The organism is Colwellia sp. SU-HH01172 (genome assembly GCF_057553355.1).
In genome coordinates this window covers 367,870-384,486 of sequence record NZ_BAAJMB010000001.1, presented here as the reverse complement: position 1 = coordinate 384,486, position 16,617 = coordinate 367,870, and the positions used below count along the sequence as shown (strand labels likewise).

Genomic DNA, 16,617 nt, shown 5'->3' with positions numbered 1-16,617 from the left:
TAGGCGACTAAGGGCAGTTTCGCGCTATTTTACTCAGTTGTAAAGTTGACTTTTTCTTAAATGATTCACTTTTGTGCTTGAATCATAAAAACAAGTCCCCATAATTAGCGGTATTGTGTTTTACCAACTTTGAAAATTAAAGATACTTTGGAGTTTTTCATGGCCAACGAGTCAACAGAAAATAAAAGTGCTGAAGAAATTGCAGCAGATGAACTAGCAGCAGAAATAATTGAACAAGCTGAAGAGCAAGTTGAAGAGCAACATGAGCACGCTCATGAAGTTGTTAGTGAAGAGCAAGAAAAAATTAATGAGCTTGAACTTGCTTTAGCTGCGGCAAAAGCTACGGTATCAGATCAAAAAGATTCTGTTATTCGTGCTAAAGCCGAAGTTGACAATGTTCGCCGTCGTGCCGCACAAGATGTTGAAAAGGCGCGTAAATTCGCTTTAGAAAAATTTGCCGGTGAAATGTTAGCAACCGTTGATAACTTAGAGCGTGCTTTGCAAAACATTGATAAAGATGACGAAAACAACAAAGGCATCATTGAAGGCATTGAGTTAACTTACCAAGGTTTATTAGCGTCTTTAGAGAAATTTGCTATTAAAGCGATTGACCCACAAGACCAACCATTCAACCCTGAATTACATCAAGCGATGTCAATGCAAGAAGTTGAAGGTGTTGCTGCAAATACCGTTATTGCGGTAATGCAAAAAGGTTATGAATTAAATGGTCGTTTAATTCGTCCTGCGATGGTGATGGTGTCAAAAGCTAAGCCAAGTGTTGATACAACGGCGTAAATTGTCTTTACACTTGTATAAAAACCAGGCAAGTGTCTGGTTTTTTTATGTCTTTTTTCTATTAACAACAAGAATGGTTAGAGCGTTATAAAGAGTGGCAGAAATAAAAATTAACATTTTTTAGTTTTTTTCGATGAAAATAGTTGAAAAAACTTTTTCCTGCCCCCACTAACTGTTCATCGATAGATTTAATCTTTATTTTTAACATATAAGTATTCGGAGATCCTCAAGATGGGCAAAATTATTGGTATTGACCTAGGGACAACAAACTCTTGTGTTGCTGTACTAGACGGCGACAGTGTTCGTGTAATTGAAAACGCAGAAGGCGATCGTACAACTCCTTCAATCATTGCGTATACAGAAGAAGGTGAAACGTTAGTTGGTCAGCCAGCTAAACGTCAATCAGTAACTAACCCTAAAAACACTTTATTCGCTATCAAGCGTTTAATTGGTCGTCGTTTTGAAGATGAAGAAGTTCAACGCGATATCGAAATTATGCCGTTTGGTATCACTAAAGCTGATAACGGTGATGCTTGGGTTACAGCACGTGATAAAAACGTTGCTCCACCACAAGTTTCAGCTGAAGTTTTAGCTAAAATGAAAAAAACTGCCGAAGACTACTTAGGTGAAACTATCACTGAAGCAGTAATCACAGTTCCTGCATACTTTAACGATTCACAACGTCAAGCAACTAAAGATGCTGGTCGTATTGCCGGTCTTGATGTGAAGCGTATCATCAACGAACCAACAGCTGCGGCACTTGCTTACGGTATGGACAAGCAAGAAGGCGATAAAGTTGTTGCGGTATACGATTTAGGTGGTGGTACTTTTGATATCTCTATCATCGAAATTGATGAAGTTGAAGGCGAGCACACATTTGAAGTACTTGCGACAAACGGTGACACGCACTTAGGTGGTGAAGATTTTGATAACCGTTTAATCAACTACCTAGTAGCTGAATTCAAGAAAGATCAAGGCATGGATTTAACAACAGATCCATTAGCTATGCAACGTTTGAAAGAAGCGGCAGAGAAAGCGAAATGTGAACTTTCTTCAGCACAACAAACAGATGTTAACTTACCTTACATCACAGCTGATGGCAGCGGTCCTAAGCACATGAACATCAAAGTGACTCGTGCTAAGTTAGAATCTTTAGTTGAAGATATGGTTAAAGCGACTTTAGAGCCGCTTAAACAAGCACTTAAAGATGCTGACCTTTCAGTAAGCGACGTAAACGACGTTATCTTGGTTGGTGGTCAAACACGTATGCCTATGGTTCAAAAAGCCGTTACTGATTTCTTCGGCAAAGAACCACGTAAAGATGTTAACCCTGATGAAGCAGTAGCTTCTGGTGCAGCGGTACAAGCGGGCGTACTTTCTGGTGATGTAACAGACGTGCTTTTATTAGACGTTACACCATTATCATTAGGTATTGAGACTATGGGCGGCGTGATGACGAAAGTTATCGATAAAAACACCACTATCCCAACTAAGCAATCTCAAACGTTCTCAACAGCTGACGATAACCAAGCTGCGGTAACGGTTCATGTTGTGCAAGGTGAGCGTAAGCAAGCTTCTGCGAATAAATCTTTAGGTCAATTTAACCTTGAAGGTATCGACCCAGCACCACGTGGTACGCCACAAATCGAAGTAACTTTCGATATCGATGCTGATGGTATCTTGCATGTAACGGCTAAAGATAAGAACACAGGTAAAGAGCAAAAAATTACCATTAAAGCTTCTTCTGGTTTATCAGATGATGAAGTAGAACAAATGGTACGTGACGCTGAAGCAAATGCTGACGAAGATGCGAAATTTGAAGAGCTTGTACAAGCTCGTAATCAAGCTGATGGCATGGTTCACGCAACACGTAAGCAAATTGAAGAAGCAGGTGAAGAATTTGCTGGTGAAGATAAAGAAAAACTTGAAGCAGCATTAACTGAACTTGAAGCTGCTGTTAAGGGCGATAGCAAAGAAGAAATCGATGCTAAATCACAAGCCGTTATCGAAGCTTCAGCTAAGTTAATGGAAATTGCTCAAGCGAAAGCTCAAGCAGAAGGTGGCGCGCCTGAAGGTGCAGCACCAGAAGCTGATTCATCAGCACCAGCTGGCGATGATGTTGTAGACGCTGAGTTTGAAGAAGTTAAAGACGACAAGTAGTCATTAATTATTGAATTGTCTACTGTCGCGCTCGATGGCGACGTTGGACATGCTCACATACACTTGTATGCTCTGCGTGTCCGCCTTGCTCTAGAACGCTACAGCGACAATTAAAATAATTAAACATTTGTTGTTTATATAGAAAATGAAAGCGTCGATAATTATCGGCGCTTTGCTTTATCAAATGAAAGTGTAAAGCAGAAATGAAATTTAATTATTAATTGATATTAATTTGCTTAGATTTTTAAGGTTTTAAACTAAAAGTTAAAACAACGAACAAGAAATTAAACAAATTAGTATCCATAAATTTGAAGTAAAGAAATTAAACCTATGTCAAAACGCGATTATTATGAAGTGCTAGGTGTATCAAAAGATGCATCTGAGCGTGATATCAAAAAAGCTTACAAACGTTTAGCGATGAAGTTTCACCCTGATAGAACAAAAGGTGATAAATCAAAAGAAGAACAGTTTAAAGAAGTTAAAGAAGCTTATGAAATCTTAAATGACGATCAAAAACGTGCCGCGTATGATCAATACGGCCATGCTGCTTTTGAACAAGGCGGACATGGTGGCGGTGGTTTTGGCGGTGGTCAAGACTTCGGCGATGCCTTTGGTGATATATTTGGTGACATTTTTGGCGGCGGTGGCCGTGGTCGCGGTGGCCAATCTCGTCAACGTCGTGGTTCAGACTTACGTTACAACCTTGACCTTAGTCTTGAAGATGCCGTTAAAGGTAAAACTTTAGAAATTAAAGTACCAACTTATGTTAGTTGTGAACCATGTGACGGCAGTGGCGCTAAGAAAGGCACCAGTGCAAAAACTTGTTCAACTTGTCATGGTCATGGTCAAGTGCAAATGCGTCAAGGCTTGTTTGCGGTACAACAAACCTGTCCAACCTGTTCTGGTAAAGGCAAGGTTATTTCAAGCCCATGTACTTCATGTCGTGGTCAAGGCCGTGTTGAGAAAACAAAAACCTTATCAGTTAAAATTCCACCAGGTGTTGATACCGGTGACAGAATTCGCTTATCGGGTGAAGGCGAAGCGGGAGAACATGGCGCACCAGCAGGTGATCTATATGTTCAAGCCAATGTAAAAGAACATAAAATATTTGTCCGTGATGAAAACCATTTATATTGTGAAGTGCCAATTAGCTTTACTACCGCGGCGTTAGGTGGCGAAATTGAAGTGCCAACACTTGAAGGCAAGGTAAAACTGAAAATACCAAAAGAAACGCAAACAGGTAAAATGTTCCGCTTGCGTGGCAAAGGTGTTAAATCAGTACGTAGCCATTCAACCGGCGATTTGATGTGTAAAGTTGTGATTGAAACTCCGGTAAGTTTATCGGGCGATCAAGCGGATTTATTACGTCAGTTAGAAGAAAAAATGGGTAAAAGCAACAGTAAACATAGCCCGAAAGAAACCGGCTTTTTTGACGGTGTGAAAAAATTCTTCGATGATCTTAAAAGCTAAGTCAATTCGATAAATAAATTATTATAAAAATCCCGTACTATGCGGGATTTTTTATATTTGGAAAGACCTAACTATTTTAGCTTTCAAGGCATTAGTCATGCCTGCATGTTGATGAATGCTATACCGTAATCATCTAGTCGCTCATAGCTATTCATGGCTCCACGGCATTAAAATTTCTCTGACTGTTGGTGTGAAATATTGGTGATGTTTAGCTCGCTTAAGCACGCCGTCGCCGAGCTATATTTCAACTTAGGTTAAACCTGTAATTCATTAAAATATTAGTGCGCTTTAAAGCGCTTATGGTTTAGTAATTCTGGTACAATTGCTCTGTATTTATAAATTTTTTATGAGAGTTATATTGAATGAAAGCTTTGATTGTTTCTTTGTTAATTACATGCACTAGTTTTATCAGCTTGGCAGAGTCTGCCCCAGAAGAGTTGCCACCGCTTGACCCTGCCTATGTTGGCGTTCACGGTATGGTGTTAATGAATAATGCTTCGACAATTTTTGCTTATCATTTGCCGCTTTATCATAAGCCCCATGATGTGCAATTACTGTATAAACTGGATGTAAAAAATATTGCATTGGTGCATTTAGTGCGCGATAACGACATGGTAACGATTAAGCCAAAACCATTTAACTTACAACGCTTGATGCGTGGTGAAAAGGTGGCTTTGGAAGCAGATATTTATATCGGACATTTTGAACGAGATGGCATGCTCGTTTATAAAAATATGACCTTAAATTTTGCCGAGCAACTTTATATGCGTAAATTGGACGATGTTAAACCGTCAAGTAATCAACAAGAATATGATGTTGTTTCGTATCGAAAAAGTAATCGAATTTATATTCACCGGTTACAACAGGCGCCAAGTTTCGATCATATAATTCACATTGATGTCAATGCTGGTTGTTTAACAAAATTTAATACTTCTTCACCGGTACCAAAACGTACTGAGCTGCAATACAAGTTTCTTAATTGCGGCACCATGAAGCCTTTTTACTTTGAAACTGAAGACTTTAAGCAGCATTAGTGTCAATATTTATTTAGTGTAAAAAGAGCTGTATATCAGCTCTTTTTTTGTTGGCGCTGAAAGTGTTACTCTTCATCAAAGTTAGGTAAGACGCCACTGCGGCTATGTTCAAAAATAAGCGAAGTTTCTACCGTTGTTACTTCTTCTCGAGAGGTAATCGCATTAAAAACAAACTGACGTAAGTGTTCACTATCTTTAACAGACATATGAATGAAGTAATCATAACTGCCACCCATATGATACAAGCTAATAATTTCAGGAAGCTTAAGTAAATCATCTCTGAGTTCATTAACGATTAATTCAGAATAGGGCTGTAATTTAATCGCCGCAATCGCTTCAATGTTACCGCCAATACTCTTAAAGTTAATATCAATGAAAGCATTGTTAATCACATCATTGTTCTTCATGCGTTTAACACGCTCTAAACAGGTTGATGGTGCAATGCCTATTTGCGCCGCAAGTTCTTTATTGGTGATATCCGCATCTTTATATAGCAGGGTTAAAATCCGTAAATCTATATCATCTAGTTTTTTCATTAATACGTTGCCTTTGGCGAAACCTAATTAGCGATTGTTATCTTTGATAAATACTACACTTATTAAATCCAACATTGCCAGATAATTTGTTATGAATATGAATTATTTTCGATATTTATATCTGTTTCCGAATTTTCATCATTTTTGCAAACAATAACAAATTGATAGCGCAGAAGTTTGTAAAATCACTCAAGGTGACATATTATGTCGAAAGTTGATCGACAAAATAACTAAAAAGAGAACAAATGATTATTAAAAGTATTAATGACTTCCTAAAATTAGAAGCAGCAAGTGGTATTATACTTATGTTTGCTGCAGTTGCCGCGATGATTATTGCAAACTCTCCGTTAGTGCCTTATTACGATATGTTGCTAGGTGTGCCAGTACAAGTTGCCGTTGGCAGTTTTGAAATTGCTAAGCCATTATTACTCTGGATTAATGATGGCTTAATGGCGTTATTTTTCTTTTTAGTGGGATTAGAGCTAAAAAGAGAATTTTTAGAAGGGGACTTATCACAGCCAGGACAAATTATGCTACCGGCTATTGGTGCTTTTGGTGGTATGTTAGTTCCAGCCTTGTGCTATGTGGCATTTAACTATGACGATCCAGAAGCAATTAATGGCTGGGCTATTCCAACTGCTACCGATATTGCTTTTGCACTCGGTATTTTGTCAGTTATTGGCAGTAAGGTGCCGTTGCAACTTAAAGTCTTTTTAACCTCGTTAGCGATATTTGATGATTTAGGGGCGATTATTGTGATTGCCTTGTTCTATACCGATCAACTTTCTATGCTGTCGTTAATATTCTCAGCCGTTGTTCTGACCATTTTATTTATCATGAATAATCGTAATGTAACGAGCACAGCACCTTATATTTTCTTGGGTATTGTTTTGTGGGTTGCCGTATTAAAGTCAGGCGTACATGCAACGTTAGCAGGAGTTGTGTTGGCATTCTTTATTCCAATAAAAGGTAAAGAAGATGAACCTTCACCATTAAAATCACTTGAGCATAATTTACATTCGCTGGTGGCTTTTATTATTTTGCCGGTATTTGCCTTTGCCAACGCCGGAATAAGTTTTGCTGGTATTGGTGTTGAAGAAGTTATGGCGCCAGTGCCACTAGGTATTATTGTTGGTTTAATTGTCGGTAAGCAACTTGGTGTATTTGGCTTTTGTTTTATTGCAATAAAGCTAGGCTTTGCACAATTGCCTACGAATGTTAGTTGGCGCTTGCTATACGGCGTTGCCATTTTATGTGGTGTAGGTTTCACCATGAGTTTATTTATTGGTTCTTTGGCGTTTAATCAAGGAGATAGCAGCAATATAGTGTTTCAAGACCGATTAGGTATCGTGATTGGCTCATTAATTTCAGGTGTTTTAGGTTACTTCGTCATTAAAGGTGGTGTGGAAAAATTGTCAAAAGACGGTGCTACAAACGCGTAACTACCTGATAGGAATTGGGTAGATAAGAATAAAAATATGTCATTAAAATAAAAGGAATAATGATGAATGTTGAAAAATTAAATGTCCCGATGAAGTCGATTGCGGTTGTTGTTGCCGTGGTCATTTCTGGCTTTGGCTCTGTTTATACCGTTAATGAAGGCCATATTGGTATTGTTAAGCGCTTTAGCGAGGCAAAAGAGCAAGTTAATCCGGGACTGCACTTTAAAGTTCCCTTTATTGATAGCGTTGAAGAAATAGAAGTACGTACCCGTAAAAATGAAGAAAAAATGGCATCGAGTACGAAAGAGCAAATGCCAGTGACGATTAGCGTATCGGTTAACTGGACGGTTGATAAAGCCGCTGCACTAGATTTGTTTAGACAATATGGTGGTTTATCACAGTTTGAAAGTCGCATTTTAGACCCTCGTTTTCGTTCGGCAACCAAAGATGTTATTCCACAGTATGATGCGGAAAAATTGATCCAAGACCGAGCCGGTGCTATTCAAGCAATTGAAGCCAACTTTATTGAAGAAATGAAAGAGTTTCCGGTCACTGTTGATAATATTCAAATTGAAAATATTAAATTACCAGCGAAATATTTAACTTCAATTGAAACTAAGCAAACGGAGAAAAACTTAGCCGATGCGGAAAAGCATAAATTAGCAAGACAAAACCTTGAAGCGCAGCGCGATGTTAACACGGCAAAAGCAAAAGCTGACGGTATTAAGCTAGTCGCCATTGCCGAGGCTGAATCTATCCGTATTAAAGGTTTAGCGGAAGCTGAGGCAATTACGGCAAAAGCCAAAGCATTAGGTAATAATCCGTTGATTGTGAAACTAACCGAAGCGCAAAACTGGGACGGTAAATTACCCGCGACAGTGCTAGGTAACGGGAATATGCCGATTTTGGATATGAGAAGTGTTAAAAATTAGACTGTAGGATGGTACTTTTTTTAAAAACGGCGATGTAACAATCGCCGTTTTATTTACAGGAAGTAGCGTGCAACGCGAGTGCATGGATGCACAGGAGCCTATATGTTTAGGATAAACGGTATTTAGTGAGTATTCCCATCTTCAACTGGGACGGGTATATATGGATGTAACCGAACGACGATGTTAGAATAGCGGCAATTTTTGTAGTGAGATATAACTCGCTAATTAGTAGGTGTATTGTTGGGACTATGATGTCGTTTGAAGCCGTTAAAACAGTTGCAGTAGAGCATCACTATCAAGATTTTATTCACCTTTTTGATAGCACATTTTTTGAAGAATATAATACCCGCTTAGTTAAAGGCGGTGATGAGCCAATATACTTGCCTGCTAGTGAAACCTGTCAATATAACCAAATAGTGTTTGCTCATGGCTATTATGCCAGTGCTTTGCATGAGGTCTCGCACTGGTGTTTAGCGGGCACTGCTAGACGTAAATTGGAAGACTTTGGCTATTGGTATGTGCCGGACGGTCGAGATCAGCAACAGCAGCTTGCTTTTGAAAAAGTTGAAATTAAACCACAGGCAATTGAGTGGGCACTGTGTGTGGCTGCTGGAAAAGATTTTGATGTTTCAACGGATAATTTATCGGGTACAGGCCAAACTGATCGTTTTGCTTTTAAAGCCAAAGTTTATCAACAGGTATGTCGTTATTTAAATGTTGGTTTTCCAAAAGATGCCGAAACTTTAATTCAGGTGCTAGCAAAACATTACCAGCGCCCTTGGCCTTTAACATCAGAATATTTTCACTACACAGCAGACGCTGTTGAAATATGTTAACAAGAATAATATGAGAAAACTCAATGCAAAAGTTTAACTTAGGTTTAGTGATCAACCCAATTGCCGGTATTGGTGGCAGTGTTGCCTTAAAAGGTAGTGACGGAGAAGGCGTGGCGGAGCAAGCCGTAGCACTGGGAGCAACAGCGAAATCTAATGCTCGAGCCGCATTAGCCTTGGAGATACTGTTACCTTATAAAGATAATATCATTATCAATACGGTTTCAGGCAATATGGGTGAAAGTACGGCAAGAGCATTGGGCTTTACAACTAAGGTGATCCACCAAGTTGAACATGAAACCACCAATGAGCGTGATACTGAGCAGGCCGTTAGCAAATTAATCACTGAAGATATTGATTTGCTGTTATTTGCAGGTGGCGATGGTACCGCTCGCAATGTATGTCATATCGTCGCTGATAAATTTCCAGTATTGGGTATTCCTGCAGGCTGTAAAATTCATTCAGGTGTTTATGCCATTACGCCAAAGGCAGCCGGTCGGGTAGTAGAGTTAATGATTACAAATCAATTAGTCAGCTTAACCGATGCTGATGTAATGGACATTGATGAAAGCTTATTTCGACAAGGCATTGTCAAAGCGAAACGTTATGGTGAAATGCAAGTACCATCAGAGCTGCGCTATATTCAAGCAGTAAAGTCAGGTGGTAAAGAATCTGATGAATTAGTTTTACAAGATATCGCCGCTGATATTATTTCAAAAATGGATGATGAGCTATTTATTATTGGCTCGGGCTCTACGACAGCGTTTGTGATGGAAGAGTTAGCACTGGAAAACACTTTGCTTGGCGTTGATGCTGTTGCTCAGCAAGAGCTCATTGCCAATGACCTAACAGAGCCACAATTATGGCAGTTAATTCAGCCTTATTCACAGGGCGATATAAAACTTGTTATCACCTTAATTGGCGGCCAAGGGCATATTTTTGGCCGTGGCAATCAACAGCTAAGCCCAAGAGTTATTCGTGCTATCGGTAAAGAGAATATTCTTATCATCGCCACTAAAACTAAGTTGAATGCTTTAGACGCAAGGCCATTAATTGCGGATACCGGCGATAGTGCGCTTGATATTGAATTGTCGGGCTATTTACCGGTTATTACCGGTTACAATGACCAAGTATTGTATCCTGTGACTAGCCCGCAGTAGTGCCTGAAAAAATATTTAACCCTTTTAAGATTAAAAGATATTGAGAACAGGCTCAAACATTGTCTGGTTGAGCTGAAATGATTTTGGAATTAAAAATGCAATTTGAAAACCTTACCGCCTTATATCACTATTTGGATGAACAAGTATCACAAGACATAAGTGCGGATGAACTTTTTGCTGGCAGTTACTTGCGTGGCTTTATTAGTTTAGCCGGCAGTGAGTTTGGTGATGAATCACAAGCGTTGACGCAAGCCTTGGCTGATAATATTAGTGAAAAACTGCAGGCTGCCCGCACAGAACTTAGCCCACAAGACCGACAAATAGTGCAAGACTATTGGCAGCAATTAAATACTGCCTTTAGCGCGTAAAATTACCTAGCAGCCTTAGTCGAATTTTCTGCGAATAATATCACGAATAACAAAACGGTTAGGTGCAAGGTTAAATAGCTGCTCATTATTGAGTGGATACGGCGTGCCGCAAATATCGGCTACTAAAATATCTGCCAATAATGGCGCGGTGCATAAACCACGCGCACCTAAACCTGTCACCATATAAAGGTTTTCGATAACTGGCGCTTGTTGATGATAGCGCCAGCGTTTGTCTTTGCTTAAATGGCCATATGTTGTTTTGTGAGCATCAAGGTCTGGCATAGCACCTACCATCGGCAGGTGGTCAGGTGTCATGCAACGTAAGCGTGCTTTGCTACTGACAATGTCACTAGCTTGCCATTGGCTTAACCCGGGCAAACATTTCTCCAGCATATCAAGATTGAACTTATCTTCTTCCGGCTTAGCGTCGGTATCAAAATTGTTTTTCTGAAAAGTCGCACCGATGCAATGTAAGTTGTTATTAGCCGGTGTTAAATAGCCTTTATGGCAAATCACCGTTGATAAGTTTTTGACTTCATTATTGCTTGCCATGCTGGTCACTTGCCCGCGCACTGAAGTTAAGGGCAATTGCTCAATGGTATTTAACGGAATACCTTGTGCGCCGCCACAGTAAACTAACACGCTGGCTTTAAAGTTTTCCGTTGTGCTATGTAATAACCATTTGCCATCCGGTTGCTGGCTAATTTTTTCAATTTTAATACCGGTTTCAATGCGTAATCTATTGGTCGACTCTGCCGCCTTAAATATCGCTTTAACGAGTTGGGCAGGTGCTATCCAGCCCGCTTTTGGAAAGAATAGTCCGCCGTGCGCTAATGAAATTCCTGCCAGTTTACTGGCTTGTTTTTTATCAACACTATGAATTAAACTCTCAGGCCAAACCTTTGAATTGGCAATATGTTGTTGACGTAACTCTAGTGCTGGTTTGTATGAGATTTCTAATAAACCACACCAGTCGTGATCAAAACTAAAATCTTGTTTGAAAATACTTTGATAATGACTGACCGCATGCTCAAAGGCGTGTTGATAAAATAAACTTATGTCGTCGGCCTGTTGATGAATAAGCGGATACAAGGCGCCAATATTATTGCTTGATGCCCCTTGAGCAACACTGAAGTCTTGGCAATAAACCGTTACCTTAACGCCACTTTTTGTTAGCGCATAGGCCGCACAGGCCGAAGCAATACCACCACCAATAATACTGACATGCTGCGGTTTGGCGATTAAAGGCCGTTGTTGATAGCCTTTTCCTGATTGCGGATTTTGTTGAAAGACACCCGCTAACATTTCACTTTTTTTGCCATCAGCAAGACGTTTTTCGACCCGAAAACCTGCTGAAATGAGCTGGCGCTTAACTTTCCCTGAGACAGTAAAGGTGGCGATTGTCGCTTGCTCTTTAGACAGCCGTGTTATTTGCTCAAATAGCGCGGGTTGCCACATCTCTGGGTTTTTCGCCGGTGAAAAACCATCAAGAAACCAGGCATCAACAATTGCCATATGCCTGTGATGTGTCTGCGTTGCGAGAGTCGATAATCCTAGTGTGGCATCGTCAAATATTAATTGTAATGATACGGCGCCATCGAGAAACGAAAGCGTTGCTTCACCGCTTGGGTTTTCTGGATATTGCTCAATAAGTTGCTGACTAAACTCGTTCAGCTCTGGCAATATTTTTAATGATTGAATAAGTTGGCTTTTTGATAACGGGTATTTTTCGACACTGATGAAGTGCAAAGTGCTTTTTTTATTGTTAACTGCACTTTCATGCTGTAATTGTTGAAAAATGGTTAGCGTCAGCAAAAAATTTAAACCGGTACCAAAACCGGTTTCGGCGATAACAAATTTGCCGGTGTTATTAGCTAGTCGGGCTTTAATATTATTGCCACTAATAAAAACGCATTCACTTTGTTTTGTGCCTTGTTCGGTATCAAAATAGATGTCGTCAAACTGCGTTGAATACGGAGAACCGTCTTTTTGGAAGCTAATTTTTGTTTGTTCAGTCACTTTTTTACAATCTTCTTACTTGTTGTTAGGCACAAAAAAAGGTTATTTTACCGCGTATTATTGAGCTCTGTCATAAAAACGTAAAAATTCAGTGTACAAGTGTACGCTGGACAGACCAGTATAGGGGGCAAAAGTCTGTATGATACGCCCAGATTTTTTAATTGAATATGGTTATTTAAATGAAACGTGTAGTTATCACCGGATTAGGTATTGTATCAAGTATTGGTAATGATGCAGAAGAAGTATTGTCGTCATTGCAAACAGGACGTTCAGGTATTACTAATGCAGAAAGCTTTGCTGAGAAAGGTTTACGCAGCCAAGTTTGGGGCAAGCCTGAGATTGAAGTGAAAGAGCATATTGACCGTAAAGCGCTACGCTTTATGGGTGAAGCTTCGGCTTACGCATACATAGCCATGGATCAAGCAATTAAAGATTCAAAACTAACGCCTGAGCAAGTGTCGAATTTCCGTACAGGTATTGTTGCTGGCTCTGGTGGTGCGTCATCAGAAAACGTGGTTAATTCTGCAGACACACTTCGTGAGAAAGGTGTTAAGCGTGTTGGTCCTTATGCGGTACCAAAAACTATGTCGAGCACCATTTCAGCGTGTTTAGCAACACCATTTAAAATTTTAGGTGTTAACTACTCAATTAGTTCTGCTTGTGCAACTAGTGCTCATTGTATTGGACATGCCGCTGAGTTAATTCAGTTAGGTAAGCAAGATGTAGTATTTGCCGGTGGTGGTGAAGAAGTGCACTGGTCATTAGCTATGATGTTTGATGGCATGGGCGCGTTATCGTCTAAATACAATGAAACACCTGAACAAGCTTCACGTACATATGATGCTGACCGTGATGGTTTCGTTATTTCTGGCGGCGGCGGTATGGTTGTTGTTGAAGAACTAGAACATGCCTTAGCACGTGGCGCACATATTTACGCTGAAATTGTTGGCTATGGCGCAACATCTGACGGTTACGACATGGTTGCTCCAAGTGGTGAAGGCGCTATTCGTTGTATGCAACAAGCCATGCACGGTGTTGAAGGTAAAGTTGATTACTTGAACACGCACGGTACATCGACTCCAGTAGGTGATGTTAAAGAGCTTGGCGCTATTCAAGCGGTATTTGGTGATGATTCTCCAGCAATTAGTGCAACAAAAGCCATGACAGGTCACGCCTTAGGCGCAGCAGGTGTGCATGAAGCAATTTACTCATTGCTAATGATGGAACATAACTTTGTTGCTCCTTCAATTAATATTAATACTTTAGATGAGCAAGCTGAAGGTTTAGACATAGTTACTGAAAAACGTGATGCTGAACTAAATTTAGTAATGTCAAATAGCTTTGGTTTTGGCGGCACTAACGCAACTTTGCTTATGCAAAAATATAAATAATATTTAAGTTGGTATTATTTAAGAAAAAGCCGCTAATTTAGCGGCTTTTTTATGTTCAGGGTGAACGGTCAGCTTTTTTGTTCAAGACAAAAGTTAAGTACCTACATCCCTGTAGGCAATGGCGCGATCATATGGATGTGAAAGAGCGCCGATGTTCAGGCCTTTCTCAGACATACTGTTGTATCAGGCATTAGTGCATTCATGCACGTTAGGTTATTTGTTCCAGACATCACCTAAATACCTGCGTCCATGCAGGGAATGGGTGCGACCCGATGATTTTTCTCGTTAACATATGTAGCTTTTACTTTGCAAATTCATTGTAAGTTTTGCTAATAAATAAATCCTTTTGTTTGATGTTAACGAGCGCTTTCCATGTTGATACCATAAACGGAAATTGCACCACACCAGTTTTTTGCCCTGTAGGTACCAGTGCAATAAAAGGATTACGTTTATAGGCTTTATTTGATCTACCCTCGAGTTGTTTGGCAATGTTTTGTGCTAAATACTTGCCTTGCTCTAATGCTAAATAGCCTAGCTTTGCTTCACCGACATCAGCAATATCGCCAATGGCATAAAAATTATTTTGCTTTGTTACCGCTAAATTTTCATTAACTACCACGAGTCCTCGGTCATTAAGGATATGAGCAAAGTTTTTTGTTAAGAAATCATTATTGGGTATTGTTCCGGTAGCGCTATAAGCAATACCTGGTGTAATTGATTTACCGCTGTTTTTGTCAATATAAGCATTATCTTTTTCTTGATAAAAGCAATTAAGCTCTACGTTTACGCCAGCTGCGGTTAATTGTTTTAGCGCTTTGGTTTGTGCTTTTTTCTTGAAGCCATCCAATAATGTGCTGCCCTTATGAGCCAATGTTAAGTTGATATGAGGCATGGCTGAAGCAATTTCACCTGCTAATTCGACACCTACGACCCCACCACCGATAATAAGTACGTGAGAAGCGGCTTTTAATTTTTTGTGTTGATCACTAAGTTCATTAGTGCGCTCTGATAAGGAAATAGCGTGGGATGACTTAGCCAAAGGTAAACTTGGGTAACGTGAACCTGATGCAATAACGACTTTATCGAAAGTAATGCTTGTGCCATTTTCTAAAACTGCTGACGTTTCCTTTAATTCTTTAACGCCACTTTGTATAAATGAGCCAGTAAGAATGTCATGGTAATATCTTCGTGATTTACCGTTATTCATTTGTGGTGCAGCAACATCTCTTAATACGGCGTAGGTGACTTCAAAATAATCCTTTCTATCAACTAAAGTTGTTTTTACCCCTTGTTTCTCTAATTTTTGTGCGGTTGCAACGCCGGCGAACCCGCCACCTATGATCAGTACTTGTGTATTCATTATTAATTTCTCATTCAGTATTTAGCTATGTGACATATGATAGGGTGTTGCGATATTGCTGTTAATGAGCGAATATAAAACTCAGGTGTGCATATTTGCAACGAGGTGTGGTTATGGAAAAGTGGACAGAAATAAGAACAGCTTATCGGTTGGCAAAGCTGGGAACCTTAGCTGCAACAGCAATTGACCTTGGTATACATCGCTCGACAGTGATGCGACATATCGATGCTCTAGAGGCCAGCCTGCAACTAAAATTATTTCAAAGAAACGATAAAGGCTATATTGCTACGGAAGCCGGTTTAGAAATTATGCGCTTAGGTGAAATAACTGATATTCAATTTGGTCAATTTGCCAAGCGAGCAAAAAATAAAGAAGAAGTGCTAGAAGGCACGCTAACAATAACTTGTGTTAGTGAGTTATCTCAGTTGCTATTCCCAACTATTGCAGAGTATCAAAGGCTTTATCCGAACGTTAGTATTAATATTATTGGTGACACAAGAAAATTTAATCTTGAATATGGTGAAGCAGATATTGCAATACGTACAGGTGTAAAGCCGGAAACCTTAGATAACATTGTTATGCCATTTGCTAATATTGAGTTGACACTTTGTGTGCATCAAAAATATATTTCACGTTTTGGCCTGCCAACAAAAGAAAACCTATCTGAGCATAAGTTTCTTGCTTTAGCGGAGAGGCTTGAACATTTACCATGGAATGAGTGGATATATCATCATATTTCTAGTCGTAATATTGTTGTGACAAGCTCCACTCAGCAAGTTTTAAGTTATGCATTACATAATGGCTGTGGAATAGGGGTAAGCTCTAGAAGTTTTGTTGAAAGTCATAACGAGTTAGTTGAAATTGTGATGGATGAAAATTGGCAGGTATGTACGTGGTTATTAGTGCACCGAGATATTATCAATATTCCAAAAGTGAGAAAATTTATTGATTTACTGAAGGTCCATAAGTCAATTAGTCCTGAATCACTATTTTTTAACACTCTCTAACTTTACGATATCAATAAATTTCACCCGAATGCCCTAACCATCATAGTCTAAAGTATTAGAAAATAGCCTAAATAACCGTTTTAGCTATATTCTTTTTATTAGTGATGTTC

General features: G+C 39.5%; 14 protein-coding genes. 11 read left to right on the top strand and 3 right to left on the bottom strand.

Annotated features, from left to right (window positions below):
* The first annotated feature begins 159 nt into the window (after window positions 1-159).
* The 4 genes from grpE (at window position 160) to AC27JP_RS01710 (ending at window position 5,459) form a co-directional block, all read left to right on the top strand.
* Window positions 160-795 (top strand): nucleotide exchange factor GrpE, encoded by a 636-nt coding sequence (gene grpE, locus AC27JP_RS01725; RefSeq protein WP_487111711.1) that lies wholly within the window; start codon window positions 160-162, stop codon window positions 793-795.
* Between the two features lie 231 nt (window positions 796-1,026).
* Window positions 1,027-2,955 (top strand): molecular chaperone DnaK, encoded by a 1,929-nt coding sequence (gene dnaK, locus AC27JP_RS01720; protein ID WP_487111710.1) that lies wholly within the window; start codon window positions 1,027-1,029, stop codon window positions 2,953-2,955.
* A gap of 330 nt (window positions 2,956-3,285) precedes the next feature.
* Window positions 3,286-4,425: a molecular chaperone DnaJ gene (gene dnaJ / locus AC27JP_RS01715; RefSeq protein WP_487111709.1), complete on the top strand. Its 1,140-nt coding sequence runs from the start codon at window positions 3,286-3,288 to the stop codon at window positions 4,423-4,425.
* A gap of 362 nt (window positions 4,426-4,787) precedes the next feature.
* A complete protein-coding gene (locus AC27JP_RS01710; RefSeq protein WP_487111708.1) occupies window positions 4,788-5,459 on the top strand; it encodes a hypothetical protein in 672 nt (223 codons plus the stop codon).
* A 65-nt stretch (window positions 5,460-5,524) separates the two neighbouring features.
* Here the strand turns inward: AC27JP_RS01710 and AC27JP_RS01705 are convergent, their stop codons facing one another.
* On the bottom strand, window positions 5,525-5,995 hold the full coding sequence (locus AC27JP_RS01705; RefSeq protein WP_487111707.1) for an Lrp/AsnC family transcriptional regulator: 471 nt from the start codon (window positions 5,993-5,995) through the stop codon (window positions 5,525-5,527).
* A gap of 245 nt (window positions 5,996-6,240) precedes the next feature.
* On the opposite strand from AC27JP_RS01705, the gene nhaA reads away from it, so the two are divergent.
* From nhaA to AC27JP_RS01680, 5 genes are all read left to right on the top strand, one after another.
* Window positions 6,241-7,437, top strand: a complete 1,197-nt coding sequence (gene nhaA, locus AC27JP_RS01700; RefSeq protein ID WP_487111706.1) for a Na+/H+ antiporter NhaA — start codon at window positions 6,241-6,243, stop codon at window positions 7,435-7,437.
* A 59-nt stretch (window positions 7,438-7,496) separates the two neighbouring features.
* Window positions 7,497-8,369 (top strand): prohibitin family protein, encoded by an 873-nt coding sequence (locus AC27JP_RS01695; RefSeq protein WP_487111705.1) that lies wholly within the window; start codon window positions 7,497-7,499, stop codon window positions 8,367-8,369.
* 248 nt (window positions 8,370-8,617) lie between these two features.
* Window positions 8,618-9,205 carry an elongation factor P hydroxylase gene (locus AC27JP_RS01690; protein WP_487111704.1) on the top strand — a complete coding sequence of 196 codons (588 nt, stop codon included), beginning with the start codon at window positions 8,618-8,620 and terminating at the stop codon, window positions 9,203-9,205.
* A gap of 23 nt (window positions 9,206-9,228) precedes the next feature.
* On the top strand, window positions 9,229-10,362 hold the full coding sequence (locus AC27JP_RS01685) for an ATP-NAD kinase family protein (RefSeq protein ID WP_487111703.1): 1,134 nt from the start codon (window positions 9,229-9,231) through the stop codon (window positions 10,360-10,362).
* Between the two features lie 95 nt (window positions 10,363-10,457).
* Entirely contained in the window at window positions 10,458-10,730 is a 273-nt protein-coding gene (locus tag AC27JP_RS01680) for a YfcL family protein (RefSeq protein WP_487111702.1), read from the top strand.
* A gap of 15 nt (window positions 10,731-10,745) precedes the next feature.
* Here AC27JP_RS01680 and mnmC read toward each other — a convergent pair whose 3' ends face one another.
* The gene (gene mnmC / locus AC27JP_RS01675) at window positions 10,746-12,749 is read right to left on the bottom strand and encodes a bifunctional tRNA (5-methylaminomethyl-2-thiouridine)(34)-methyltransferase MnmC2/FAD-dependent 5-carboxymethylaminomethyl-2-thiouridine(34) oxidoreductase MnmC1 (protein WP_487111701.1); all 2,004 of its coding nucleotides are present in this window, start codon (window positions 12,747-12,749) and stop codon (window positions 10,746-10,748) included.
* A 179-nt stretch (window positions 12,750-12,928) separates the two neighbouring features.
* Here mnmC and fabB point away from each other — a divergent pair, with 179 nt between their 5' ends.
* Complete coding sequence (gene fabB / locus AC27JP_RS01670; protein WP_487111700.1) at window positions 12,929-14,140, top strand: beta-ketoacyl-ACP synthase I; 1,212 nt, start codon at window positions 12,929-12,931, stop codon at window positions 14,138-14,140.
* 301 nt (window positions 14,141-14,441) lie between these two features.
* Here fabB and AC27JP_RS01665 read toward each other — a convergent pair whose 3' ends face one another.
* Window positions 14,442-15,500 (bottom strand): NAD(P)/FAD-dependent oxidoreductase, encoded by a 1,059-nt coding sequence (locus tag AC27JP_RS01665; protein ID WP_487111699.1) that lies wholly within the window; start codon window positions 15,498-15,500, stop codon window positions 14,442-14,444.
* Window positions 15,501-15,613: 113 nt separating this feature from the next.
* On the opposite strand from AC27JP_RS01665, the gene AC27JP_RS01660 reads away from it, so the two are divergent.
* Window positions 15,614-16,507 (top strand): LysR family transcriptional regulator, encoded by an 894-nt coding sequence (locus tag AC27JP_RS01660; RefSeq protein ID WP_487111698.1) that lies wholly within the window; start codon window positions 15,614-15,616, stop codon window positions 16,505-16,507.
* The last annotated feature ends 110 nt before the right edge of the window (window positions 16,508-16,617 follow it).